The following is a 25,545-nucleotide window of genomic DNA, read 5'->3' as shown; positions in this document are numbered from 1 at the left end:
GGGCAGGCCTGAAGTGTGGTCCACATTACGTCTGCGGGGGTCTAGGCTAGTGGCCATGGCTTTGGAGTTCACCCGCGTAGGCCTGTCTCCGCACTACGTGGAATATTCAGCAGGCTGGGACCTCCAGCAGCAACTGCACCGGCAGGTACGTGAGGGCAAGGCGCCGAACACGGTGCTGCTGCTTGAGCACACCCCTGTATATACCGCCGGACGGCGTACGGAGCCGCACGAGCGGCCTTTCGACGGAACTGAAGTGGTCAACGTGGACCGGGGCGGGAAGCTGACCTGGCACGGTCCGGGACAGCTCGTGGGATATCCGATCCTGAAGCTCGCCGATCCCGCGCGCGTGCTGGCCTATGTTGACGCCCTGGAAGCGGCGGTCATCAGCGTGCTGCAGGACTACAAAATCCCCGGCGTCCGGGTCGAAGGGCGTTCGGGGGTGTGGATCCGCGGAGACGGGCAACCTTTCGGGCGTCCGGACCGCAAGATTGCAGCCGTCGGTATCCGCGTCCACGAGGGTGTCACCATGCATGGATTCTCGCTGAACTGCAGCAATGATCTGGCGCCCTACAGCCAGATCATCGCCTGCGGCATCAGCGACGCGGGAACCACGTCGATCAGCGTCGAGACGGGACAAGCAGTGTCCCCGGCCGACGTCGTCGCCCGCGTGGAAGACGAACTTGCCGCCCGCGAGGCGGACCTGACCGGCACCACCCCCTCGAAGAACTTCCCCGGCATCGGCGCCGTCCCTGCCGGCGGCCGGCCGAAAGGAGCCCTGCTGTGACCCTCGCCCCTGAAGGCCGGCGCCTGCTGCGCATTGAACAGCGCAACGCCGCCGTCCCCGTGGAACGAAAGCCCGAATGGATCAAGGCCAAGGTAAACATGGGCCCTGAATACGTGGAGCTGAAGAAGCAGGTGAAGAAGGAAGGCCTGCACACCGTCTGCGAGGAAGCGGGCTGCCCCAATATCTTCGAATGCTGGGAGGACCGCGAAGCGACGTTCCTCATCTGCGGGTCCGAATGCACCCGGCGCTGCGACTTCTGCCAGATCGACACCGGCAAGCCCTCACCGCTGGACCTGATGGAACCCACCAAGGTGGCACGCTCCGTCCAGCAGATGAACCTGCGCTACGCCACGGTCACCGGCGTGGCCCGCGACGACCTCGAAGACGAGGGCGTCTGGCTCTATGCCGAAACGATCCGGAAAATCCACGAGCTGAACCCCGGCACCGGCGTCGAGATCCTGATTCCGGACTTCTCCGGGAAAGTGGAGCACATCATCGACATCTGCGAAGCCCTGCCCGAGGTCTTCGCCCACAACGTGGAAACGGTTCCGCGCCTGTTCAAGCGCATCCGCCCCGCCTTCCGCTACGAACGGTCCCTTGACGTCATCACCCAGGGCCAGAACATGGGCATGGTTACCAAGTCCAACCTGATCCTGGGCATGGGTGAGACCCGAGCGGAAATCTCGGGCGCCCTGAAGGACCTGCGGGACTCCGGGTGCGACCTGATCACCATCACCCAGTACCTGCGCCCCAGCGAACGCCACCTGCCGGTGGACCGCTGGGTCAAGCCGCAGGAATTCGTCGAGATCAGCACCGAAGCCGAGGAACTGGGTTTCCTCGGCGTCATGAGCGGGCCGCTGGTGCGCTCCTCCTACCGTGCCGGGAGGCTTTGGGCCGGGGCCATGCGGCGCAAGGGCCGCGAGCTGCCTCCGCAGCTCGCGCACATCGAGGATTCGGGAAGCACGCTCCAGGAGGCCTCCTCCATCCTCGCCCGCGGGTGACGGCGGCCCGGTTCCCCGGGCACTGCGCCGCCCCCTGCCTCCCCGACTGCCGCCCAACCGTGCAGCCTTCCTAACCGCACGCCTTACATCACGTAGAATGAACTCATTATGGCCAAAAGCACCGATTCAGACGCATCCCAGAGCGCCCGCAAAGGCGTCTTTTCCCGCAAGCCGAAGGGGGAAAAGAAGCCCAAGAAGGAAGGGCGCATGAAGCAGATTGCCCAGGTCTTCAAGATGACCCGGCGCAATGACCCCAACGTCGTATGGCTGATGCTCGGCGCGTTCCTCGGCATCATCGCCGTGGGCCTGCTGATCGGCTTCCTGATCGACAACTGGATCACGATGCTCATCATCGCCATCCCGCTCGGCCTGCTCGCGGCAGTGTTCATCCTGTCCCGCCGTGCAGAGCGGGCGGCATTCACGCAGATTGAAGGCCAGCCGGGAGCCTCCGGCGCCGCCCTGAGCGTGCTGCGCCGCGGCTGGATCCTTGAGGAACAGCCCGTCGCCGTGAACCCCCGCACCCAGGAAGCCGTGTTCCGGGCCATCGGCCGTCCCGGCATCGTCCTGGTCACCGAAGGCTCGCCCGCCCGCGCCAAGGCACTTGCCGACGGCGAACGCCGCCGGATGAACCGGATCGTCCCCAAGGTTCCGATCACAGTCATCCAGACCGGCCGCGGCGAAGGCCAGGTTCCGCTGTCCAAGGTGGCCACCACAGCCAAGAAGCTTCCCAAGGCACTGACCAAGCAGGAAGTCGCCACCGTCAACAAGCGACTCTCCGCGCTTGGCACCCGGCTGCCGATCCCCAAGGGCATCGACCCCTACCGTGCCCGTCCGGACCGCAAGGCAACCCGCGGACGCTAGCCGATTCTCCACCAAAAGGGCCCCTTTACCGGGGGCCCTTTTGTTTTGCCCTTAGCTCCCTTCCGGCAGCAGGGCGTTCGCGTCCTCGAGCCGGGCCAGCAGGTCGCGTTCTTCCGCCGGGGTGAGTCCCGCGCCGCGCGGACGTCCGACGCCGGCGGCTTCCTCCCAGGCGAGGGTGTCCTTGAGCGTCTGCCGCAGCGGCCGGAGGCGTAGTCCGGCGGAACGCGCCCGTGCATTGGACCGGGCGTTCATGCCGTGCCAGTCCGGGTCTTCCAACCAGAGCGGCAGCGACCGGGGGCCGGACCACTCGTTCACGCCCTGCTCACGGAGCCATTGCGGCGCTGCCGGGACGGTGATCCGCGGAGGGGCCGGGTCCGCTACCCGTGAGTTCCGTGCAGGTGGCTCCCCGGCTCCTGCTGCCGCCGCTGCCTCGGCCAGGTGCTCCGTGAACGGCACTGTCTCCCCCACGGCGTTGAACACTCCGGCGGTCCGCTGCTCAGCCACCCGCACGAGCCATTGCGCCAGGTCCCGGACGTCGATGAGCTGCGTAGGCTGGTTCGGCACGTCCGGCACGAGGACAGGCCCGCCCTGGGCGAACCGCAGCGGCCAGTATCCGCTGCGCCCCGAGGTATCCCCCGGGCCGCCTATCAGCCCGGCGCGGACCAGGGCATGGGAGCCGGCACCGAAGCCAGCAGCGACGGCCTGCTCACAGGCGACCTTGGCGGGACCGTAGCTTTCCATGCTGTCCATGACGTCCGCCGCCAGGGGTGCCAGCAGCGGGGCGTCCTCCGCCTGGCCGAGTTCACGTTGACTGGCATAGACGTTGCCGGTGGAGACCAACACATAGAAGCACCCGCCGGACCTCAGGTCGCGAACGGAGCGTCGCACCTGTCCGGGCTGGCGGGAGACGTCGATGACAGCGTCCCAGTGCTCCCCTGCGGCGGCTGCGAGGCCGTCGTCGGCGTCGCGGTCCACCCGAAGGAAATCCGCTCCAGTCGGCGGCTCACCGGAGCTTCCGCGGGCGGCGCACGTAACGTCGTGGCCTGCGGCCAGCGCGGCGGCGGCGGTCTGATGTCCAAGCCAGGCGGTTCCGCCGAGAATCAGTAGTTTCATATGCAGGAATCTGCCAGATTCCTGCAGTTCCGGGAAGCCTAGTGTTTAACCTTCACCAGCACGGTACCCAGGGCCCGGTCGTGCAGGCCCCGCTGGTCGGCGTCGAACACCACCGCCGGAATCACCAGGCACAGCAGCAGCGTGCGGACAATCGCTGCCGGAATTCCCGCCGCGCGGCCGTCCATTTTCTGCACCTGCAGGCTGAACACACGGTGCCCGATGCTGTAACCGAGCAGGCTGACGAGCAGGATCTGCTCGACGGCGAAGATCGCCAGGATGGCGAAGTCATCTCCGCCGAAGAGCCAGTAGGCAATGAGCGAGGCGATGGCCCAGTCGATGACCAAGGCGCCCAGGCGGGGGCCGACGCGAGCAATGGACCCCGGGCCGGTACGCGGGCGGCCGAGGCGTTTGCCCGGCCACGTGCTCTCATCGGAGGGAGGGCCTTCCAGCCAGGAACCTATATCGCTTCTATCGACCACGGTTAAAGACTACCCGGGTGGCAGCGGCGGAAATAAACACTCCATTATCACTGTCCCCCGAGGATGCGGATAGGGTGGAAGGGAGACCATCGACTGCGTAACGTACCGGAAACACATGTGTCACCGCCGGGAAACCCGGCCCCTTTAGGGTCATGGTGAGGCGCCGGACGTTCAAAGGGCCCGGCGCCAGCCAGGTCTTGCAGCCCGAGGTCTTCCACCCAAACAGTTGTATAGGAGTACATAAACGATGTTCAAGAACGCGGACGAAGTCCTCAGGTTCATCGCTGACGAGCAAGTGAAGTTCGTCGACATCCGATTCACCGACGTACCCGGAGTGCAGCAGCACTTCAACGTGCCGGCCAAAACCGTAGATGCCGATTTCTTCGTCAACGGTCAGCTGTTCGACGGCTCGTCCATCCGCGGCTTCCAGGGCATTGCAGAGTCCGACATGCAGCTCATCCCGGATGTCACGACGGCGTTTATTGATCCCTTCCGCATCGAGAAGACCCTGGCGCTGAACTTCTCGATCGTGAACCCCCGCACCGGCGAGCCGTACCACCGCGACCCGCGCGGCGTTGCCGAGCGTGCCGAGGCGTACCTGGCCTCCACCGGCATCGCCGATACGGCTTTCTTCGGTTCCGAGGCCGAGTTCTACATCTTCGACAACGTCCAGTACGAGTCCTCCCCCAAGGGCAGCTTCTACAAGGTGGACTCCGAGGAGGCACCCTGGAACAGCGGCCGCGAGGAAGAGGGCGGCAACCTGGGCAACAAGACCCCGTACAAGGGCGGCTACTTCCCCGTGGCACCCGTGGACAAGCAGGCCGACCTGCGCGACGCCATCAGCGTGGAGCTGGACAACGTGGGCCTCGAAGTCGAGCGTGCCCACCACGAGGTCGGCGGTGCCGGCCAGGCCGAAATCAACTACAAGTTCACCACCCTGACGCACGCGGCAGACGATCTGCAGAAGTTCAAGTACATCGTCAAGAACGTTGCCGATGCCTGGGGCAAGTCCGCCACCTTCATGCCGAAGCCGATCTTCGGTGACAACGGTTCGGGCATGCACTGCCACCAGTCGCTGTGGAACGGCGGCGTGCCCCTGTTCTACGACGAGAAGGGCTACGCCGGCCTGTCCGACCTGGCCCGCTGGTACATCGGCGGCCTGCTCAAGCACGCCTCGGCCGTGCTTGCCTTCACCAACCCGACGGTCAACTCCTACCGCCGCCTGGTCAAGGGCTTCGAAGCTCCCGTGAACATGGTCTACTCGCAGGGCAACCGTTCCGCCGCTATCCGTATCCCGATCACCGGTTCCAACCCGAAGGCCAAGCGCCTCGAGTTCCGCGCTCCGGACCCCTCCTCCAACCCTTACCTGGCGTTCTCCGCACAGCTGATGGCGGGCCTGGACGGCATCAAGAACCGCATCGAGCCGGCAGACCCGATCGACAAGGACCTCTACGAACTGCCGCCCGAAGAGGCCAAGCACATCCAGAAGGCTCCGGCCTCGCTCGAAGAGGCACTGGTTGCCCTGGAGAACGACAACGAGTTCCTTCAGGCCGGCGGCGTGTTCACCCAGGACATGATCGACAGCTGGATTTCGTACAAGCGTGAATTCGAAATCCTGCCGCTGGCACTGCGCCCGAACCCGTTCGAGTTCGAGCTGTACTACGGCGTCTAATCCGCCTCCAAGCTGCAGCCTCCAGCCGCAGCCCGGACACCCCAACCGCCTCCGCCCGTCACCGGGCGGGGGCGGTTTTGTCTTCCCTCGGGCTTTCGGCGTCCGCAGGGTGTCCCACGAAAGTGGGGCCGGCGTGACTGCTGTAACCACTTCGGGAAACATCCGTACCGTTCCGTGGGATGCTGTGCCGGCGGCCGAACCCGCTGCAGGACCTGCAGGACCCCCCCGCGGCTAGAGCGTCACGCCGTCGGGAAGTTCCGGTGCATCGAATTTCTGCCGCTCGCATTCGGCCTTGAGCTGCGGGTAGGTGTCGGCAATCAGGTCCAGGATGCGGTTCCGGACCACCAGGTACGCCTCGCCGACGCCCACCACGCCCTTGAATTCCTTGAGCTCTTCCTCGTAGGAGGTCTGCTGGTGCCGCAGGTAATTCACGGTCAGCCGGTTCAGCCGCGACGGTGCCGTGGACAGGCTGGCCGGGGACTGCTTGCCGCGGAGACGTCCGTTGAAATGCTCGATCGCCTTGAGCTGCATGGTTTCCCACGGCTCGGGAACAATGCGCAGCTCCAGCGCTTCTGCGACGGCGACCGCCGCCTTTTTCTTCACCAGGGCACGTTCCCGGGCCGCCAGCTGCCGGTTGCGGGAGGCTTCGCGGGCCTTGGCATACTCCGGTGTGGCCTCGATGGCAACAACCCGTTCCAGGGCGTAGAGCTTCATGGGGGCTGCCTTGCGGGAAAACGGGTTCCGTGCGGTCTTGTCCGGTTCGGGCAGGAAGGTCTTGATCTGTCCGTCGGTCCAGCCCCGCTCCTTCTTCAGGTCATTGGCGATGAGCATGCCCTCGCTGTTGGCCGGTTTGGGACGCGGCGGATGGTGTTTGCCTCTGGGCACGGTGCTCCCCGGATGTAGGAATGGTGTTTTTCCATTCTAGAAGAGCACCGGTGTCCGGAAATGCAAAAACGCCGCCATTCCCGGGCGGGAACGACGGCGGAGACTTCTTCTGCGCTGTGCCTTGTGCGTTAGGCGGTTGCTTCGGCGACGACCTGGCTCGGGGCCGGTTCTGCGTTCAGCATGGCGATTTCGGCCGCCGATACTCCCCCGGCAACCAGCGCACATCCGGCGGCAATGGCCGTGACCTGTGCGGTGAATCGTGAAGTGGTGGTCCTGGTGCGCGTCACTGCAACGTGCTTCAACATATAGCTGATGCTCCCTTCGAGAGGCATGGGATGGTACTCCGGGCACAACGAATCGTGTGCCGCAAAGCGGCGGCTTCTGTGCCGGAGTGGTGATGTTGCGGTTCGTCGCCCAAGGCGGACCGCAGAATTCAGGAGAGGCTGCGCGTGGTGCCGATACCGGCTGCGCTTATGGGGCCTTCGGATCCTGTCCGCTTTCCATTCTAGTGGTATTACCTTCTGCGCTCAAGGTGCGGGGCCCGGGATGGCAGTACGTTTGAACACATGCAAGTTGATCATCTTGACCTGTCCATTCCCGTCGGCGAGGGGACCGTATCCGCCGTTTTGTCCCGTCCCGCGGGCGCGGAGGTGACCGTCGTCGTCGCCCATGGCGCCGGCACCGGGATGGAGCACCCCTTCCTCACCGGGTTTGCCGGCGCATTGAACGACGGCGGCGCGGCCACCCTGCGCTTCAACTTCCCGTACCGCGAAGCCGGGAAGAAGTTCCCGGACCGGGCTCCCGTGGCCGTCGAAACGTGGAAGGCCGTTATGGCCGCGGCGGCGGAGCGCGACGGCGGCGGGCCGGTCTGGGCGTGCGGGAAGTCATTCGGCGGCCGGATGGCGTCCATGGCGGTGGCGGAGGGCATGCCTGCGGCCGGCCTCGTGTACCTGGGCTACCCTCTGCATCCGCCCGGCAAGCCGGAGAAGCTGCGCGACGAGCATTTGTACGGTCTGGCTCTGCCAATGCTGTTCCTGCAGGGAACCCGTGACACTTTTGCCCTGCCGGGAGAACTCGAACCGGTGGCCGAGCGGATCGGCCCGAACGCGCACGTCCAGCGCGTGGAAGGCGGCAACCACTCCTTTGAGATCCGCGGGCAGAAGCGTACGCCCGATGCCATCGGTGCCGGACTCGCTGAGCCGGTCCTGCGGTTTATCCGGGCCACGGAAGCCGGGAGGAGTTGATGGCAAGCCTGCCGATGCAGCTCCTGGCGCCGTATCTGCGGCTGACTCGGAAGCCCCTGAGCGCCACTGCGGAACGCACGGAGGCAAGACTGGCGCGGCGCAAGCGGGCCGCCCTGCCTCCCCGAAGCCTGTTGCGGAAGTTCCGGGTGGAGCAGAGGAGCGTCGCGGGGTTCTCCTGCTATTCGGTGCTGCCCCGGGCCGAAGGCAGCTCCGTGCCCGGAACTGCCGTCCAGGCGGTGTTGTACCTGCATGGGGGTTCGTACATCAGCCCGATCAGCGCGTGGCACTGGCGGTTCATCGCCCGACTGGCGGCAGCGGGCCACCGGGTGGAGGTTCCGCTGTACGGGCTGGCACCGGAATCCAGCCATCGGGATGCGTCCGGACTGCTGGCGGCCGTGTACCGGAACCTGCTTGAAGACTTCGATTCCCAGGACGTGGCTTTTATGGGCGACTCAGCCGGTGGTGGACTGGCCCTGGCTTTTGCCCAGCAGCTGGCGGAATATCCACTGCCTCAGCCGCGGCGTTTGGTCCTGCTGTCCCCCTGGGTGGACGTGGCCATGGAAAATCCGGAGCTTGCCGCGGTTGAAGCGGTGGATCCGTGGCTTAGCCGTGCCGGGCTTCGGGTTGCCGCACGTGCCTGGGCGTCCGGTGATCCCCTGGCTGATCCCCGGGTCAGTCCCGTCAACGGGACAATGTCGGGGCTCCCGCCGACGGATGTGTTTGTCGGAACCCATGACCTGCCCTACCCGGATGTGCTCAGGCTGGAAAGCCGGATGAGGTCTGCCGGCATCCCTGTTTCGCTGCACATCGCTGACGGCGGGGTCCATGTTTACCCGCTGCTTCCCGTGCCTGAAGGGCGGGCCGCACGGAAGAAGATACTGGAGCTGCTGCGGTCTTGAGCCAGCAGCTCCGTCCCGTCCCGGAGCTACGGGCTAAGGGGTGCGCTCGTAGCGCCACCCGGTTTTGTCCATCACGAGCCGGTGCCGCGCCGGCCTGGCATCACCCGAAGCACCGCCCGCGCCGTCGTACTCCTCGTCGCCCGCCCAGGCAAGGACGGTCGCGGGCTCGTATCCGGTGAGGGGGCGGGTCCGGAAGGTTTCCGGGTCGGCATCCGCGAGCCGGGCAAGGGCCGCACCGGCGGAGGCATCGGAGGTCAGGGAGTGCAGCGTGACCCAGGTCGGTGCAACCAGCTGCATCAGCCCGTTGCGGTGCCGGTCCAGAGCTTCCGCAGGCAATAACCACACGTGGTTGAGCAGCTCCCCGGGATTGAGGTGAATATCCCCGGCCGGAGCCTTCGCGGCAAAGAACCACGTCTGGTACCGACGGGGGATGTTTTCCGGCGGAATCCAGCAGGAAAGCGGCACCAGATCCTCAGGGTCCAGCGCGAGCCCGGTCTCTTCCGCGGTTTCACGGACTCCGGCCCGCCGGGCGGCTTCTGCTTCGGGCTCTCCTTCGACACGGTCTTCCGGGTCCACCCGGCCGCCGGGAAAGACCCAGGCACCGCCGAAGGAGCCCGCGGTCGGCCGCTCCAGCAGCAGGACCTCGGGGCCGGCGTCGGAATCCCGCAGCAGTACGACAGTGGCCGCCGTACCGGTTAGTTCGCTCATTGATAAGAGCATAACGAATACCGGCGGCGGCCACTGCGGGGGTCGAGTGGAGCGCTAGAGCACCTTGGCCAGGAAGTCCTGCAGGCGCGGGGCCTGCGGGCTGCCGAAGAGCAGGTCCGGGGTGTTCTCTTCGACGATGTGGCCGTCGGCCATGAAGATCACGCGGTCAGCCACTTCGCGGGCGAAGCCCATTTCGTGGGTGACGACGACCATGGTCATGCCTTCCCGGGCCAGGTCACGGATGACCTGGAGCACTTCGCCCACCATTTCCGGGTCGAGGGCGGAGGTGGCCTCGTCGAAGAGCATGATGTCCGGCTGCATGGCCAGCGCGCGGGCAATAGCCACACGCTGCTTCTGGCCGCCGGACAGCTGAGCCGGGCGTGCGTCGGCCTTGTCTGCCAGGCCGACCCGGTCCAGCAGTGCCAGCGCGGTCTTGCGGACCTCGGCCTTCGGCGCCTTCTTCAGCTGCACCGGAGCGAGCATGATGTTGTCCAGCACGCTCATGTGCGGGAACAGGTTGAAGTGCTGGAAGACCATGCCGATGTGCTGGCGCACCTCGTTCAGGTTCACCTTCGGATCGGTGAGGTCAAAACCGTCGACTTTCACCGTGCCGCCGGTGATGTCTTCGAGCTTGTTGAGGCAGCGAAGGAACGTGGACTTGCCGGAACCGGAGGGGCCGATCACGCAGACCACTTCGCCTTCGGCCACACTGACGTCCAGGCCCTTGAGGACCTCGTTGGATCCGTAGGACTTCCGGAGTCCGATGGTTTGGATCTTGCTCACTTGTTAAACCTCTTATCCAGGACGTCCGCCAGCTTGGTCAGCAGCGTAATCACGATGAAGTACAGGGCCGCCACGATGATCAGGACCTCCGCGGTACGGAAGTTCACCGCGTAGATCTGCTGGCCCTGGTACGTCAGCTCCGCAAAGCCGATAACCGCAAGCAGGGAGGTGTCCTTCAAGGTAATGACGAACTGGTTGATGAAGGAAGGCGTCATGATCTTGATGGCCTGGGGAATGATGACCTTCTGCATGGTCTTCCCGTAGCCCAGTCCGAGGCTGCGTGCCGCTTCCATCTGGCCGGGATCCACGGACTGGATGCCGCCGCGGACAATCTCGGTCATGTAGGCGCCGGCGTTCAGGCTCAGCGTCAGCACGCCGGCCGTAAGTACGTCCACCGGCTGGCCGATGATCTGCGGCAGGCCGAAGTAGAAGAAGAAGGCCTGGACCAGCACCGGGGTGCCGCGGAAGATGCTCACGTACACGGTGGCGATGCCGCGCAGGATCTTTGACGAGCCGACCTTCAGGAAGCCGAAGAACACGCCCAGGATGAGGGCGAAGAGCAACGACAGCGCGGTTGCCAGCAGGGTCAGGCCCATGCCCTTGGCGAAGGCCGGGCCGTTGTCCGTGATGAGGGACCAGAAGCTTGAGTCCTTGGCACCGGCTTCCAGGTAGGTATCCAGGATTTCGTCGTACTCGCCGCTTTCCTTCAAGTCGGCGAGGCCGGCGTTGAAGGCGGTGAGGAGCTCGGGGTTGGCACCCTTGTTCACGGCGAATCCGTACGAGCTGCCGGCTTCCTTTTCGGTGACGGTCTTCAGGCCGTTGCCGGAGGCCACGCCGTAGGCAAGCACGGGGTAATCATCAAACACGGCCACGGAGCCGCCGGCCTTGACGTCGTCGTACATCTGGGCGGACTGCGCGAACGCAACCACCTCAAAGCCGTACTGGTCCTTGATGGACTCGGCGAAGGTCTGCCCTTCCGTGCCGGTCTTGACCGCTACGCGCTTGCCGCGCAGGTCCTCGTACCCCTTGACGTCGTTGTTGTTCTCGGCGACGGCCATCTGGATGCCGGACTCGAAGTACGGATCCGAGAAGTCGAAGACCTGCCGGCGCTCATCCGTGATGGACATGCCGGCAATGACGCCGTCCACTTGGTTGGACTGCAGCGACTGCAGCGCCGCGTCAAAGCCGAGGGACTGGATTTCGACATTGAAGCCCTCCTCCTCGGCGATTGCGTTGAGAAGGTCCATATCGATACCGACCAGTTCGCCGTTTTCACGGAATTCGAACGGTGCGAAGGTGGTATCGGTGCCGATGACGAAGGTCTCACCCTCGACGCCGTCCGCTGCATAGGCTCCGGCCGCAGGTATCCCCAGCAGCAAAGCCAGGGTTGCGAGGAAGGTGGTCAGCGGTACGGCCAGTTTAGCCGGGCCCTTTAAGGCCCGTTTGCCACTAAGCAAAGTAAACGTCTCCTAGCTCTATCACTGCGGCACACGCCGCAAATGCCCTCATAGAGCGTACCTAGAGCAGTGGCAATGCAACGAACCGATTGGGCCGTCAGCGACGTGAGCTAGGTCCCGTATCCGTAGAAATACCGTTCGAAAACGGCCCGGGCGTGCCGGGTGAGCTTGAGATAGTCCTCCTCCAGGTCCCCGCCCTGGCCGGCGCCGTAACCGCACCAGCGGGCCACGGCATCCAGTTCCCGGCGGGAGGACGGCAGCACATCGGGGTTCCGTCCGCCGCGGATCACATTTGCGCTTCGGACCCGGCTGGCGAGCAGCCAGGCCTGCCGGAGGGTGTCGACGTCGACGGCGGGAAGCAGGTCCGCTGCCTCGATCGCGTCCAGCGCGGGTAGTGTCGCCGTCGTCCGCAGCTCCGGCACCCGGTGTGCGTGCTGCAGCTGGAGCAGCTGGACCAGCCACTCGACGTCGCTGAGGCTGCCGCGTCCGAGTTTGAGCTGGCGGGAGGGATCCGCGCCCCGGGGCAGGCGTTCGGCTTCCACCCTGGCCTTGATCCGGCGGATTTCCCGCACGTCCTTGACCGTAACCGCATCCGGGTAGCGGACCGGATCGATCAGCGCCATGAACTCTTCGGCAAGGGCATCGCTGCCGGCCATCGGACGTGCCCGCAGCAGGGCCTGTGCCTCCCAGATCACCGACCAGCGCTCGTAGTAGCCGGCGTAGGATTCCAGGCTGCGTACCATCGGCCCCTGCCGTCCTTCGGGGCGCAGCCCGGCGTCGAGAACCAACGGGCGTTCGGCCTGGACGGCCGGGCTGCAGGGCTGCTGCAGGAAGGTGGAGATCTGGGAGACGACCTTCTCGGCCTGCGCCTGCGCTGCGGCCGGGTCGGCGCCGGGCAGCGGGCGGTGCACGTACATCACGTCCGCGTCGGAACCGTAGCCGATCTCCCGTCCGCCCTGCCGCCCCATCGCGACCACCAGCAGATCGGTGAGCTTCTCGCTGCCGCCGAACACCTCGGACTCCGCCACGTGCAGGGCCCCCAGGACTGCGGCACGGTCAGCATCGGCCAGGGCACGGCCGACGTCCTGCTGGCTGAGCAGGCCCGCGCTGTCGGCGATGGCAATGCGCAGCATCTCCCGCCGGCGGATCAGCCGGATCAGCCGCATCGCCTCCGCGGGATGGGGGTGGCGGGACATCTTTGACTGGATTTCCTGCCACTGCGTGTCAAACGACGCCGGCACCAGTTCCTTGTCGGAGGCCAGCCAGGACGTGGATTCCGGCGAAACCTCCAGCAGGTCGGTAATGAACCGGCTTGAGGACAGAATGGAGCACAGCCGCTCCCCCGCGGCCGAAGAATCGCGCAGCATGCCCAGGTACCAGTGCGTATCGCCCAGGTTTTCGCTGAGCCGCCGGAAACCCAGCAGGCCGGCGTCGGGGTCCACGCCGTCGGCCAGCCACGCCAGCAGCACCGGGAGGAGCTGCCGCTGCAGCGCGGCACGGCGGCTGACCCCCACGGTCAGAGCCTCGATGTGGCGCATGGCCCCGCGGGGATCTGCGTAGCCGAGTGCGGCCAGGCGGGCCTGCGCGGCCTCGGGCGTCAGCCGGACCTCGTCCGCGCTCAGGTTCGCCGCGGTGCTCAGCAGCGGGCGGTAGAAGATGCTCTCATGGAGCCGCCGCACCAGTCGCTTGCGGCGCTGCCACTGCTCCCGCAGGCGTTCGGCACTGGGCCGCTCCAGCGAAAGGGATCCCGCGCTGGACTTGGCCAGGGCCCGCAGTGCGGCCTCACCCTCGGGCATCAGGTGGGTCCGGCGCATGTGGACCATTTGGATGCGGTGTTCAAGGACACGGAGGTAGCGGTAGGACTCGTCCAGTTCCCGGGCATCGGTGCGCCCGATGTACCCGGCGTCGCTGAGCGCGGCAATCGCCGCGGTGGTGGTGCGCACCCGGAGGGATTCATCGATCCGGCCGTGCACCAGCTGCAGCAGCTGGACCGTGAATTCGACGTCGCGCAGTCCGCCGCTGCCCAGCTTCAGCTGCCGCGCCTCTTCGTGGGCCGGAATATTGTCGGTGACCCTGCGGCGCATGGCCTGCACCGATTCCACGAATCCGTCCCGCTCGGAACTGCTCCAGATCAAGGGGGCGACGGCTTCTTCGTAGCGCCGGCCCAGGTCCCTGTCCCCTGCCATGGCGCGGGCCTTCAGGAGCGCCTGGAACTCCCAGCTGTGCGCCCAGCGCTGGTAGTAGTTCAGATGCGAGTCCAGCGTGCGCACCAGCGGGCCGTCCTTGCCCTCGGGGCGCAGGTTCGTATCCACCTCCCAAAGCGGGGGCTCCGGTGCCGAAGCGTTGATGGCGCGGGAAATCCCGGCGGCCAGCGCCGTGCCGATGGCGGAGGCCCGCTCTTCCGGCAACCCGGAGGCTTCGATCACGTAGATGACGTCCACGTCGGAGATGTAGTTCAGTTCCCGCGCGCCGGCCTTGCCCATCCCGATGACGGCCAGGCGTACAGCGGAGATCTCTTCGGCAGGATAGTTTGCCGTCAGCTCCGCCCGGGAGACCGCCAGCGCAGCTTCCAGGGCCGCGCCGGCCAGGTCGGCGAGTTCGCGTCCAGCCGCAGGCAGGAAGTCAGTGGGCGACGCCGCACCAAGGTCCCGCACGGCAAGGTCCAGCAGGTGCCGGCGGTACCGGGACCGCAGCGCCACGTAGGCTTCGGTGCCCGTCAGGCCGGCCACGGGCGCTGCGCCGCTGCCCGCATGCACGGCGTCCAGCAGCGAGGCCCGCAGGGTGGGTTCATCGGTGCTGCCCGGTTCGGCGCGCAGCTCGCGGCGCAGCACTCCGACATCCCCGGGGTGCCGCATCAGGAACTCCGCCAGGGCATCGGAGGCCCCCAGGAGCCGGAACAGGGCTTCGCTCCGCTCGGCGCCGCCGTTGACCAGTTCCACCAGCTCCGGGGCACGGCCGATCAGCCGAACCAGCGACTGCAGTGCCAGGTCCGGATCCGCCGCGCAGTTGAACCCCGCGAACAGTGCGTCCTCATCGATGCCCTCAAGCTCCGAAGCCGCCAGGAACCGCGTGCTTTTTTCCAGGTCGCGGAAACCCGTGGCGATCAGCCGTCGAGTCAGGCTCATCGGTGCCGGCCCTTTCCTAGAGGATGCCCAGGTTCTTCTGCAGCTCGAACCTGGTCACCTGCTGGCGGTATTCGTTCCAGTCCGCACGCTTGTTCCGCAGGAAGTTCTCGAAGACCTGCTCGCCCAGGATGTCGGCCACCAGCTCGGACTCCTCCATGACACGCACGGCGTCATGCAGGGACGCCGGCAGCGGGTCGTGGCCCATGGCCCTGCGTTCGGCGGCGCTCAGGCTCTCGATGTCGTCCTCGGCGCCGGGAGGCAGGTCATAGCCCTCTTCAATGCCCTTCAGCCCGGCCCCGAGCAGGACGGCGTAGGACAGGTACGGGTTCGCCGCGGCGTCAATGCCGCGGTATTCGATGCGTGCCGACTGGCCCTTGTTCGGCTTGTACAACGGCACCCGCACCAGCGCGGACCGGTTGTTGTGGCCCCAGGACAGGTAGCTCGGGGCTTCACCGCCGCCCCAAAGCCGCTTGTAGGAGTTCACGAACTGGTTGGTGACGGCCGTGAATTCCGGGGCGTGCCGCAGGATGCCCGCCATGAACTGGCGTGCGGTGGTGGAGAGCTGGAACTCGGCACCGGCCTGGAAGAAGGCGTTGCTGTCGCCCTCAAAGAGGGAGAAGTGGGTGTGCATGCCGGAACCGGGATGATGCGAGAAGGGTTTGGGCATGAAGCTCGCGTAGCAGTTGGTCATCAAGGCGACTTCCTTGACCACTGTGCGGAAGGTCATGATGTTGTCCGCGGTCTGCAGGGCATCGGCATAGCGCAGGTCGATCTCGTTCTGCCCCGGCCCGGCCTCGTGATGGCTGAACTCCACGGAGATGCCCACTGCTTCAAGCATGGACACGGCCGTGCGGCGGAAGTCCTGCGCCACGCCGCCGGGGACGTGGTCGAAGTAGCCGGCCTGGTCCACGGGAACGGGCTGGCCGTCTTCGCCGAGTTCATCGGACTTCAGCAGGTAGAACTCGATCTCGGGGTGGGTGTAGCAGGTGAAGCCCATGTCCGCGGCCTTCGCCAGCTGGCGCTTGAGCACGTTCCGCGGGTCGGCAGCCGAGGGCTGGCCGTCCGGGGTGAGGATGTCGCAGAACATCCGCGAGGTCTGCTCCTCGTCGCCGCGCCATGGCAGGATCTGGAAGGTGGAGGGGTCGGGCTGGGCCAGCAGGTCCGACTCGAAGATCCGGGCCAGGCCCTCGACCGAGGAACCGTCAAAGCCCAGGCCTTCCTCGAAGGCGCCTTCCACTTCCGCCGGCGCCAGCGCCACGGACTTCAGCTGGCCGACGACGTCGGTAAACCACAACCGCACAAACCGGACATCGCGCTCCTCGATGGTGCGCAGAACGAATTCCTGCTGGCGGTTCATCCTTACCTTCTTTCCTCTACACGGCTCAGAGACATGTGAAACCTTCTTCACTCTACCTACGTGTGCAGGATTTGGTCGGCAGCCCGCGGGTATCCCCCGCAACGAATCCGCCGGGCGGGTCCCCGCGGTGCGTTGTTTAGTAGGCTCGAAGCATGACCAGTGCCGAACAGCCCTCCCCGTACGCCGCCAATCCCGCGGACCCCTCCGTTCCTGAAGCTCCGGCGCTGAAGAAAATCCGCATCTCGCACCTGCAGCAGTTGAAGGACAACGGCGGCCGGTTCGCCATGCTGACCGCTTATGACCAGTACGCCGCCGGGATTTTCGACGAAGCCGGCATCGAGGTGCTGCTGGTGGGCGATTCGGCCGCGAACAACGTGATGGGCCACGCCACCACCCTGCCGATCACCATGGACGAGATGATCGTCTTCGCCCGGTCCGTCACGGCCGGAGCCAGCCACTCGCTGGTGGTCTGCGACCTTCCGTTCGGTTCCTATGAGGTTTCCCCCGCCCAGGCCATCGAGTCTTCGGTGCGGCTCATGAAGGAAGGCCTGGTCCATGCGGTGAAGATGGAAGGCGGGCGGCATTACGTTGACCATGTCCGTGCCATGACGGCGGCAGGCATTCCGGTCATGGCGCATGTGGGCTTCACTCCGCAGGCCGAGCACGCGCTCGGCGGCTACAAGGTGCAGGGCCGCGGCGATGCGGGAGCCGCAGTGGTGCAGGACGCCGTCGCCCTCGCGGAGGCCGGGGCGTTCTGCGTGTTGATGGAAATGGTGCCCGCCGACGTCGCCGCGGAGGTCGACGCCGCGGTGAGGGTACCGACCATCGGGATCGGCGCCGGCAACGCCACCACCGGGCAGGTGCTGGTCTGGCAGGACATGGCCGGCCTGCGCGGCGGGAAGCAGCCGCGTTTCGTCAAGGCGTTCGCGGACCTGCGCACCGAGCTGTCCCGGGCGGCGAAGGAATACGCCGCCGAGGTACGCAGCGGTTCCTTCCCCGGCCCGGAACACAGCTTCTAGCTTCTAAGAGATGCAGCGCCTAGGGAAAACAGCCCCTAGGCGGCGCAGCTCCTAGTCTTCGTCGGCGTCCCAGGCCTTGTTCCGTGCCTGCACCTTCTGCAGCGCGAGCTCGGCTTCCTCGCGGGTGGGGTACGGTCCCAGCAGCTTTGTCCAGTCCGACTGCGGGCCCTCCTCCACCTCGTGGGTCACTACGTTGAACCAGTAATCGGCCATGGGGTCCTCCTGTTGACGTGCCTTGGAACTTGCTTATGCCTTGCGTATCCCGTGCGTGTGCTTTGTGCACGGATCGGACCTGCCCTGCCGGCCGTCTCGTCCCACCGTCGGGCACGCTGGCGATAAGATCGATGGTATGCCCCAGAAACTTGCCACTGCACCTGCTGGACACCTGACACCGGGGAGCGTGAGCCCCCGGCTCCGGGTTCCGGCGTCGATCCCCCGCCCCGAATACGTGGACAGGGAAGCACCCGCACCGTTCACCGGGTCCGAGGTCAAGTCCGCGGAAACCATCGAGAAGATCCGGATCGCCAGCCGGATTGCCGCGCAGGCCATCGTTGAGGTCGGCCGGCACATCGCTCCCGGCGTCACCACCGACGAGCTGGACCGGATCGGCCACCAGTTCCTGCTGGACTCCAATGCCTACCCCTCAACGCTGGGCTACCGCGGATTCCCGAAGTCCCTGTGCTCCTCCGTGAACGAGGTCATCTGCCACGGCATTCCGGACACCACGGTGCTGCAGGACGGCGACATCATCAACATCGATATCACCGCCTACATCAACGGCGTCCACGGCGACACCAACTGGACCTTCCTCGTCGGAGACGTCGACGACGAGTCCCGGCTGCTGGTGGAGCGCACCCAGGAATCCCTGCGCCGGGCCATCAAGGCCGTCGCCCCGGGCCGGGAAATCAATGTCATCGGCCGTACCATCGAGTCCTACGCCAAGCGTTTCGGCTACGGTGTTGTCCGTGACTTCACCGGCCACGGCGTCGGCGAAGCCTTCCACACCGGCCTGATCATTCCGCATTACGACGCCGCGCCCGCCTACAGCAGGCTGATGGAACCGGGAATGGTGTTTACGATTGAACCTATGCTCACTCTCGGCACCATCGAGTGGGACATGTGGGATGACAACTGGACAGTCCTCACCAAGGACCGCAAACGCACCGCGCAGTTCGAGCACACCTTGCTCGTCACTGATGACGGCGCCGAAGTTCTGACCCTTCCCTGATCCGCCGACCCGAGCTCAGAACTACTACTGGAGAACCATGGCCAAGAAGCATAAGTCCGACAAGCACGTCGACGCCGTCATTGGAATTGATATCGGGGGCACGGGCATCAAGGGCGGCATCGTCGACCTGTCCAAGGGCAAGCTGATTGGCGATCGTTTCCGCATTCCCACCCCGCAGCCTGCTACACCCGAGGCCGTGGCCGGAGTGGTGAGCCAGATCGTCGAGGAGCTGTCCTCCCGTCCCGGCGGCCCCGGCCCGGACGTCCCGGTGGGCGTCACCTTCCCGGCCATCATCCAGCACGGCATTGCCCGTTCCGCGGCAAACGTGGATAAGAGCTGGATAGACACCGACGTCGACACACTGCTCACCAAGGCCCTCGGCCGCGACGTGCAGGTCATGAACGACGCCGACGCAGCGGGACTCGCGGAGGCCCGCTACGGTGCAGGCCGTGAAGTGGACGGCACCGTCCTCGTGATCACCCTGGGCACCGGAATCGGTTCGGCCCTGATCTACAAGGGCATGCTGGTTCCCAACGCCGAGCTCGGCCACCTGGAAATCGACGGGCACGACGCCGAAACGAAGGCCTCCGCCTCCGCCCGGGAACGCGACGGGATCGGCTGGGAAGAGTACGCCCAGCGGCTGCAGCGCTACTTCTCGCACGTTGAGTTCCTCTTCTCCCCCGACCTGTTCGTGATCGGCGGCGGCATCTCCAAGCGCAGCGAGGACTTCCTGCCGATGCTCGAACTGCGGACTCCGATGGTCACGGCCAACCTCAAGAACAACGCCGGCATTGTCGGCGCTGCGCTGCAGGCAGCCATGCACTTCAAATACATCAAGTAGCAGCTACACCAAAAAGCGGCGGAAGGGTTCCTTCCGCCGCTTTCGCTATGCCTGGATCCATTTACTGCGCGGGCTCTTTTTACTGCGAGGGCTCTTTTTTGCTGCGAAGGGCCCTTTACTGCGCGGTGAGCGGGCGCTGGGCACCGGTCGGGACTCGTCCCGAATTTTCCCGGGCCTCGGTCCGCAGCTTCTCGATGGCGGTCTCGAAGTCCTCGAGGGAGTCGAAGGACTGGTAGACGCTGGCAAAACGCAGGTACGCCACCTGGTCCAGCTTCTGCAGCGGAGTGAGGATGGCCAGCCCCACCTCGTGGGCATCGATCTCCGCTACTCCGCTGGCCCGGATGGATTCCTCCACTTCCTGGGCCAGCATGGCGAGGTCGTCTTCGCTCACGGGCCGGCCCTGGCAGGCTTTGCGCACGCCGTTGATCACCTTGCTGCGACTGAAGGGCTCGCCGACCCCGGAGCGCTTGATGACGCTCAGGCTGGTGGTTTCCACTGTGGAGAAACGGCGCCCGCACTGCGGGCACTGGCGGCGCCGGCGGATCGCAGAGCCGTCGTCGGCCAGGCGGCTGTCCACGACGCGGGAATCAGCGTTGCGGCAAAACGGACAGTACATATCCCGTCCTTTCGCGAAGGGGCCTTATTGTGCTCTCACTATAGGGCCCGCCCTGCCGCATCACCAAGTGCGTAACCACAACATGTAGTGCCGGCATTACAACATGTAGGTGGCGCCGCGTGCCGGACTGCGAAGCGCGCGGGTCGGGGGCGCGCCGGGGCCCGGGCCGGGGCCGAATCCCGCCCGTTGAGGAAAACCCCGCGGGCTGTCGCAATCCCTGCGGTTTGTGGCAATCCCTGCTTCGCGCGGCGCAGGGATCAGCACAAACCGCAGGGATCAGGACAAACCGAAGGGAAACCACGGGCCCGGAGCGCGCAGGCGTCCGGGTTAGGCGGCTTTAGTCTCCCGGCGAGGTCTGCGCGCAAGGGATTTCGTTGCCGCCGTTCCGAAGCCGAAGCGGGCCGAACCCTGGCCCGCGCGCTATTCGAAGCGGATGCTGACGGCGTCGCCGTGGGCCGGCAGGTCTTCCGCCCGCGAGAGGGCCACGATATCGGCGCTCACTTCCTCCAGCGCTTCGCGGTTGTAGTTGACCACCTGGATGGCACGCATGAAGGTGGTGACGTTCAGCCCGGAGGAAAAAGCCGCCGTGCCGCCGGTGGGCAGCACGTGGTTGGAACCGGCGCAGTAATCGCCCAGGCTGACGGGACTGTAGTCCCCTACGAAAATGGCACCGGCGCTCCGGACCCGCGCTGCCACGGCCTCGGCGTCGGCCGTCTGGATTTCGAGGTGCTCGGCGGCGTACGCGTCGCAGACGGCAATGCCCTGCTCCAGCCCGTCAACCAGGATCACCCCGGACTGGGCGCCGGAGAGAGCCGTGCGCACGCGTTCGCTGTGCTTGGTCTCCGCGACCTGGCGCCCCAGTTCCTCCCGGACCTTCCCGGCGAGCTGCTCCGACGCAGTGACCAGGACGGATCCGGCATTGGGATCATGTTCGGCCTGGCTGACCAGGTCCGCTGCGACCAGCCGGGCATCGGCCGTCTCATCCGCCAGGACCATGATCTCGGTGGGACCCGCCTCGGAATCAATGCCGACCACGCCCTTGACCAGGCGCTTGGCAGTCGCCACGAAAACGTTGCCGGGTCCGGTCACCACGTCTACGGGCAGGACGGCGGCATTGGCGTCGTCCGCAGGAACACCGTAGGCAAACGCGGCAATGGCCTGGGCACCGCCCACAGCGTAGACCTCGTCAATACCCAGCAGCTTGGCGGCGGCAAGGATGGTGGGGTGCGGCAGTCCGCCGAATTCCTTCTGCGGCGGAGAGGCCAAGGCCAGGGAAGCGACGCCGGCCTCCTGGGCAGGCACCACGTTCATGACCACGGAAGACGGATATACCGCCAGTCCGCCCGGGACATAAAGCCCCACACGGGAGACGGGCATCCATTTATGCGTCAGGACCGCACCGGGACGGATTTCCACCTCGGCATCGGCAGGGCGCTGGGCCCGGGCAAAGATCCGGGTCCGCTCGATAGCTGTTTGCAGGGCGGCCCGCACGGCGGGGTCCAACTGCTCGAGCGCCGAGTCGAGCGCGGCCGCCGGCACCCGGACCTCGTGCTGGTCCACGCCGTCGAAGCGCTCGGCCAGTTCCGTCAATGCGGTAAAGCCCCGCGTACGGACATCGGTAATGATGGAGGAGACGGCGTCCGACGCCGCGTCGAACGTTGTTTCGGCCCGCGGCATGGCAGCCTTCAGCTCAGCGGGACTGAGATGCTGCCCGCGCAGGTCAATCGTGCGGAAGGAATCAAAGGCTGCTGCGGGGCTGGATGAATTCACACCATCATTCTACCCAGCACCGTTCACGGCCTGCGGCGAATATGTCGCCGGACGCAGCAATGGACGCCGGGCGCCCGGCCGGGCCTAGCCGTCCAGGCAGGCCGGGCCGAGCAGCACCTTCAGGTCACCGAACAGTGACGGAGTGGGGTTCACCCGCATGTCCACGCCCAGCTTCATTACTTCCACCGTGCGGGAGCCGTTGAGCCGGATCTGCACCTCGGAGGTACCCGGGTGCGTCCGCAGCACGTCGCCGAGCTGGGAGACCACGGTCTCGGTGGCCTTGTAGGTGGCCATGGAAATCACCACAGGCCCGGAATGACCCTCGCTGAGGTCGGGGACCGTGAGTTCCTGCGCGTTCAGCGTGACGGCGCCGTCGTCGCGCCGCTGCAGCCGGCCGCGGACCACCACAATCAGGTCCTCGGCCAGCACGGCGGCAATGGGACCGTAGACCTGCCCGAAGAACATTACTTCCATGGAACCGGCGAGGTCCTCGATCTCGCAGCGGGCGTACGCATTGCCGCTGTTCTTGGCAATACGCCGCTGGAGCGAGGTGATCATGCCCGCGATGGTGACGATCGCGCCGTCGGGCGGGCCTTCCTCTCCGACAATGTTGGTGATCGACGAGTCGGCGTGCTGGCTGAGGATCCCTTCCAGGCCCTGCAGCGGGTGGTCCGAGACGTAGAGGCCGAGCATGTCGCGTTCGAAGGACAGCTTGTCCTTCTTCTCCCACTCCGGAAGGTCCGGAATATCGATGCTGATCGAGTCCTCCGGTTCCTGGTCGGAAATGGCGGCGAAGAGGTCGAACTGCCCCACGGCCTCGTTGCGTTTGAGCACAACCACGGAGTCGATCGCTTCTTCGTGGATCATCGCCAGCGGACGCCGGGCATGGCCCATCGAGTCGAAGGCACCCGCCTTGATCAGGGACTCGATGGTGCGCTTGTTGCAGACCACCGCCGGAACCTTCATCAGGAAGTCCTTGAAGTTGGTGTACGCGCCCTTCTCCTCACGGGCGGCGACCATGGCCTGCACCACGTTGGCACCGACGTTGCGGATGGCGCCCATGCCGAAGCGGATGTCCTTGCCGACAGGGGTGAAGTTCACCGAGGATTCGTTCACGTCCGGCGGCAGGACCGTGATTCCCATCTTGCGGCACTCGTTCAGGTACAGCGCCAGCTTGTCCTTGTCGTCGCCCACGGAGGTGAGCAGGGCCGCCATGTACTCGGCCGGATACTGGGCCTTCAGGTAGGCGGTCCAGTAGGAGACGACGCCGTAGGCCGCGGAGTGCGCCTTGTTGAAGGCGTAGTCGGAGAATGGGAGCAGGATGTCCCAGAGCGCCTTGATGGCCGCTTCGGAGTAGCCGCGGTCCACCATGCCCTGGTGGAAGCCGGCGTACTGCTTATCCAGCTCCGATTTCTTCTTCTTGCCCATGGCACGGCGGAGAATATCTGCCTGGCCCAAGCTGAAGCCTGCCACCTTCTGGGCGATGGCCATAACCTGCTCCTGATACACAATCAGGCCGTAGGTGGTGTTCAGGATTTCCGCGAGCGGTTCCTCGAGCTCCGGGTGGATCGGGGTGATTTCCTGCTGGCCGGTCTTGCGCAGGGCGTAGTTCGTGTGTGAGTTCGCGCCCATGGGACCCGGGCGGTACAGGGCGATGACAGCGGAGATATCTTCAAAGTTATCCGGACGCATGCTCTTGAGCAGCGACCGCATTGGCCCGCCGTCGAGCTGGAACACACCCAGCGTGTCACCGCTGGCAAGGAGGTCGTAGGCTTCCTTCAAATCCAGCGACAGGTCTTCCAGGACCAGGTCCTCGCCGCGGTTGTTCTTGATGTTCTCCACCGCGTCGGAGACGATCGTCAGGTTTCGAAGGCCGAGGAAGTCCATCTTGATGAGCCCCAGGCCTTCGCAGGTGGGGTAATCGAACTGCGTGATCACCTGCCCGTCCTGTTCGCGGCGCATGATCGGGATGATGTCGATCAGCGGATCGGAGGACATGATCACGCCGGCGGCATGCACGCCCCACTGGCGCTTAAGGCCTTCAAGGCCCAGCGCGGTATCGAACACACGCTGGGAATCGGGGTCGGTGCGCAGCAGCTCGCGCAGCTCCTCGGCCTCGCCGTAGCGCTTGGCTTCCTTGTTGTGCACGTCGGCCAGGGACAGGCCTTTGCCCATCACGTCCGGCGGCATCGCCTTGGTAAGGCGTTCTCCGACCGAGAAGGGGTAGCCCATCACGCGGGAGGAGTCCTTCAGGGCCTGCTTGGCTTTGATGGTGCCGTAGGTAACGATCATGGCAACGCGCTCGTCGCCGTACTTCTCTGTGACGTAGTGGATCACTTCGGAGCGGCGCCGATCATCGAAGTCGACGTCGAAGTCAGGCATGGAGACGCGGTCCGGGTTCAGGAAGCGCTCGAAGATCAGGCCGTGCTGCAGCGGGTCCAGGTCGGTGATGCCCATCGCGTAGGCGGCCATTGAGCCGGCACCGGAGCCGCGGCCGGGGCCGACGCGGATTCCGTTTTCCTTGGCCCAGTTGATGAAGTCTGCCACCACGAGGAAGTAGCCCGGGAAGCCCATCTGGGCGATGATGCCCACTTCGTAGTCGGCGCGCTTGCGCACGGCGTCGCTGATCCCGTTCGGGTAGCGGCGATGCAGTCCGGCTTCGACTTCCTTGACGAACCAGGACTCCTCGTTCTCACCCTCCGGAGTCGGGAAGCGCGGCATGTAGTTGGCTTTGGTGTTGAATTCGACGTCGCAGCGCTCGGCGATGAGCAGGGTGTTGTCGCAGGCGTCCGGATGGTCGCGGAAAATGGCCCGCATTTCGTCCGGGGACTTGAGGTAGAACTCGTCGGCGTCGAACTTGAAGCGCTTGGGGTCGGCCAGCGAGGAGCCGGACTGCACGCACAGCAGCGCCGCATGCGCGGAGGCGTCTTCGGCGTGGGTGTAGTGCAGGTCATTGGTGGCCACCAGGGGCAGCTGCAGCTCGCGGGCCAGTTTGATCAGGTCCGCCTGCACGTTGCGCTCGATGTCCAGCCCGTGGTCCATCAGCTCGCAGAAGAAGTTTTCCCGTCCGAAGATGTCGCGGAAGTCCGATGCCGCCTGGACGGCTTCCCGGTACAGCCCCAGGCGCAGCTTGGTCTGGACTTCGCCGGAGGGGCAGCCGGTGGTGGCGATCAGCCCCTTGCCGTAGGTCTGCAGCAGGTCCCGGTCCATGCGGGGCTTGTAGAGGTAGCCTTCCAGCGAGGCCAGGGAGGACATCCGGAAGAGGTTGTGCATGCCCTCGGTGTTCTCGGCCCACATGGTCATGTGGGTGTAGGCACCGGCACCGGAAACGTCGTTCCTGCCGCCGTCGCCCCACTTCACGCGGGTCTTGTCCCTGCGCGCCGTACCGGGCGTCAGGTAGGCCTCCACGCCGATGATCGGCTTGATGCCGGCACCGCGGGCCTTGTTCCAGAAGTCGAAGGCGCCGAACACGAAACCGTGGTCGGTGGTTGCCAGGGCGTTCATGCCCAGCTCGTCGGCGTGGCTGAACAGATCCGTCAGCCGGGCAGCCCCGTCGAGCATCGAATATTCGGTGTGGTTGTGAAGATGGACAAACGATTTCGACGTACTAGTTGCAGAAGCCACCTGTACATTCTAGGCCCCGGCCCGCGGCGCGTCGGACGCCGCCGCGCCGGGCCGGAAGCCGGTGTGCCGCGGCTCTCCA

Annotated in this window: 22 protein-coding genes; 9 read left to right on the top strand and 13 right to left on the bottom strand. The window is 65.7% G+C overall.

Annotation, left to right across the window (positions count from 1 at the left end; translation table 11 throughout):
* The first annotated feature begins 55 nt into the window (after positions 1 to 55).
* The 3 genes from lipB to N2L00_RS06295 all read left to right on the top strand — a co-directional run bounded on the left by lipB (position 56) and on the right by N2L00_RS06295 (position 2,646).
* The gene (gene lipB / locus N2L00_RS06305; RefSeq protein ID WP_255863251.1) at positions 56 to 784 is read left to right on the top strand and encodes a lipoyl(octanoyl) transferase LipB; all 729 of its coding nucleotides are present in this window, start codon (positions 56 to 58) and stop codon (positions 782 to 784) included.
* Positions 781 to 1,785, top strand: coding sequence for a lipoyl synthase (gene lipA, locus N2L00_RS06300; protein WP_255863252.1), 1,005 nt, complete (start codon positions 781 to 783; stop codon positions 1,783 to 1,785). The genes lipB and lipA overlap by 4 nt, the downstream gene beginning before the upstream one ends.
* A 108-nt stretch (positions 1,786 to 1,893) precedes the next feature.
* A complete protein-coding gene (locus tag N2L00_RS06295) occupies positions 1,894 to 2,646 on the top strand; it encodes a DUF4191 domain-containing protein (RefSeq protein WP_255765839.1) in 753 nt (250 codons plus the stop codon).
* 51 nt (positions 2,647 to 2,697) lie between these two features.
* Here N2L00_RS06295 and N2L00_RS06290 read toward each other — a convergent pair whose 3' ends face one another.
* Both N2L00_RS06290 and N2L00_RS06285 read right to left on the bottom strand, forming a co-directional pair.
* On the bottom strand, positions 2,698 to 3,759 hold the full coding sequence (locus tag N2L00_RS06290) for an oxidoreductase (protein ID WP_255863253.1): 1,062 nt from the start codon (positions 3,757 to 3,759) through the stop codon (positions 2,698 to 2,700).
* A 38-nt stretch (positions 3,760 to 3,797) separates the two neighbouring features.
* Entirely contained in the window at positions 3,798 to 4,238 is a 441-nt protein-coding gene (locus N2L00_RS06285) for an RDD family protein (protein ID WP_255863254.1), read from the bottom strand.
* 247 nt (positions 4,239 to 4,485) lie between these two features.
* On the opposite strand from N2L00_RS06285, the gene glnA reads away from it, so the two are divergent.
* A complete protein-coding gene (gene glnA / locus N2L00_RS06280; RefSeq protein ID WP_229952279.1) occupies positions 4,486 to 5,910 on the top strand; it encodes a type I glutamate--ammonia ligase in 1,425 nt (474 codons plus the stop codon).
* A gap of 231 nt (positions 5,911 to 6,141) precedes the next feature.
* Here glnA and N2L00_RS06275 read toward each other — a convergent pair whose 3' ends face one another.
* A complete protein-coding gene (locus tag N2L00_RS06275; RefSeq protein WP_255863255.1) occupies positions 6,142 to 6,795 on the bottom strand; it encodes a hypothetical protein in 654 nt (217 codons plus the stop codon).
* Between the two features lie 128 nt (positions 6,796 to 6,923).
* The gene (locus N2L00_RS06270; RefSeq protein WP_255863256.1) at positions 6,924 to 7,127 is read right to left on the bottom strand and encodes a hypothetical protein; all 204 of its coding nucleotides are present in this window, start codon (positions 7,125 to 7,127) and stop codon (positions 6,924 to 6,926) included.
* A gap of 234 nt (positions 7,128 to 7,361) precedes the next feature.
* On the opposite strand from N2L00_RS06270, the gene N2L00_RS06265 reads away from it, so the two are divergent.
* Together N2L00_RS06265 and N2L00_RS06260 are read left to right on the top strand one after the other, a co-directional pair.
* Positions 7,362 to 8,039 (top strand): alpha/beta family hydrolase, encoded by a 678-nt coding sequence (locus N2L00_RS06265; protein ID WP_255863257.1) that lies wholly within the window; start codon positions 7,362 to 7,364, stop codon positions 8,037 to 8,039.
* Positions 8,039 to 8,938 carry an alpha/beta hydrolase fold domain-containing protein gene (locus N2L00_RS06260; RefSeq protein ID WP_255863258.1) on the top strand — a complete coding sequence of 300 codons (900 nt, stop codon included), beginning with the start codon at positions 8,039 to 8,041 and terminating at the stop codon, positions 8,936 to 8,938. Before N2L00_RS06265 ends, N2L00_RS06260 begins: the two co-directional genes overlap by 1 nt.
* 33 nt (positions 8,939 to 8,971) lie before the next feature.
* Here the strand turns inward: N2L00_RS06260 and N2L00_RS06255 are convergent, their stop codons facing one another.
* The 5 genes from N2L00_RS06255 to N2L00_RS06235 all read right to left on the bottom strand — a co-directional run bounded on the left by N2L00_RS06255 (position 8,972) and on the right by N2L00_RS06235 (position 16,368).
* Complete coding sequence (locus N2L00_RS06255) at positions 8,972 to 9,646, bottom strand: NUDIX hydrolase (protein WP_255863259.1); 675 nt, start codon at positions 9,644 to 9,646, stop codon at positions 8,972 to 8,974.
* 54 nt (positions 9,647 to 9,700) lie between these two features.
* Positions 9,701 to 10,429 (bottom strand): amino acid ABC transporter ATP-binding protein, encoded by a 729-nt coding sequence (locus tag N2L00_RS06250; RefSeq protein ID WP_255765831.1) that lies wholly within the window; start codon positions 10,427 to 10,429, stop codon positions 9,701 to 9,703.
* Positions 10,426 to 11,886, bottom strand: a complete 1,461-nt coding sequence (locus N2L00_RS06245) for an amino acid ABC transporter substrate-binding protein/permease (RefSeq protein ID WP_255863260.1) — start codon at positions 11,884 to 11,886, stop codon at positions 10,426 to 10,428. The genes N2L00_RS06250 and N2L00_RS06245 overlap by 4 nt, the downstream gene beginning before the upstream one ends.
* 110 nt (positions 11,887 to 11,996) lie before the next feature.
* Complete coding sequence (locus N2L00_RS06240; protein WP_255765829.1) at positions 11,997 to 15,011, bottom strand: bifunctional [glutamine synthetase] adenylyltransferase/[glutamine synthetase]-adenylyl-L-tyrosine phosphorylase; 3,015 nt, start codon at positions 15,009 to 15,011, stop codon at positions 11,997 to 11,999.
* A gap of 16 nt (positions 15,012 to 15,027) precedes the next feature.
* On the bottom strand, positions 15,028 to 16,368 hold the full coding sequence (locus tag N2L00_RS06235; RefSeq protein WP_255765828.1) for a glutamine synthetase family protein: 1,341 nt from the start codon (positions 16,366 to 16,368) through the stop codon (positions 15,028 to 15,030).
* 152 nt (positions 16,369 to 16,520) lie between these two features.
* On the opposite strand from N2L00_RS06235, the gene panB reads away from it, so the two are divergent.
* Complete coding sequence (gene panB, locus N2L00_RS06230) at positions 16,521 to 17,387, top strand: 3-methyl-2-oxobutanoate hydroxymethyltransferase (protein WP_255765827.1); 867 nt, start codon at positions 16,521 to 16,523, stop codon at positions 17,385 to 17,387.
* A gap of 51 nt (positions 17,388 to 17,438) precedes the next feature.
* On the opposite strand, the gene N2L00_RS06225 is transcribed toward panB, so the two are convergent.
* The gene (locus N2L00_RS06225; RefSeq protein ID WP_229952289.1) at positions 17,439 to 17,600 is read right to left on the bottom strand and encodes an SPOR domain-containing protein; all 162 of its coding nucleotides are present in this window, start codon (positions 17,598 to 17,600) and stop codon (positions 17,439 to 17,441) included.
* A 136-nt stretch (positions 17,601 to 17,736) separates the two neighbouring features.
* Here N2L00_RS06225 and map point away from each other — a divergent pair, with 136 nt between their 5' ends.
* Entirely contained in the window at positions 17,737 to 18,615 is an 879-nt protein-coding gene (map, locus tag N2L00_RS06220; RefSeq protein WP_255863261.1) for a type I methionyl aminopeptidase, read from the top strand.
* Between the two features lie 37 nt (positions 18,616 to 18,652).
* On the top strand, positions 18,653 to 19,456 hold the full coding sequence (gene ppgK, locus N2L00_RS06215) for a polyphosphate--glucose phosphotransferase (RefSeq protein WP_255765825.1): 804 nt from the start codon (positions 18,653 to 18,655) through the stop codon (positions 19,454 to 19,456).
* A 115-nt stretch (positions 19,457 to 19,571) separates the two neighbouring features.
* On the opposite strand, the gene nrdR is transcribed toward ppgK, so the two are convergent.
* The 3 genes from nrdR to dnaE form a co-directional block, all read right to left on the bottom strand.
* Positions 19,572 to 20,072, bottom strand: coding sequence for a transcriptional regulator NrdR (gene nrdR, locus N2L00_RS06210; protein ID WP_255863262.1), 501 nt, complete (start codon positions 20,070 to 20,072; stop codon positions 19,572 to 19,574).
* A gap of 420 nt (positions 20,073 to 20,492) precedes the next feature.
* On the bottom strand, positions 20,493 to 21,842 hold the full coding sequence (hisD, locus tag N2L00_RS06205; RefSeq protein WP_255863263.1) for a histidinol dehydrogenase: 1,350 nt from the start codon (positions 21,840 to 21,842) through the stop codon (positions 20,493 to 20,495).
* An 84-nt stretch (positions 21,843 to 21,926) separates the two neighbouring features.
* Positions 21,927 to 25,466, bottom strand: a complete 3,540-nt coding sequence (gene dnaE, locus N2L00_RS06200) for a DNA polymerase III subunit alpha (RefSeq protein WP_255863264.1) — start codon at positions 25,464 to 25,466, stop codon at positions 21,927 to 21,929.
* Positions 25,467 to 25,545: the final 79 nt, after the last annotated feature.

This window comes from Arthrobacter sp. zg-Y1171, assembly GCF_025244845.1.
In the GTDB taxonomy this organism is placed as follows: Bacteria; Actinomycetota; Actinomycetes; order Actinomycetales; family Micrococcaceae; genus Arthrobacter_B.
Note: the sequence above shows the minus strand (reverse complement) of the source record. Positions and strands in the feature narration are given on the sequence as shown.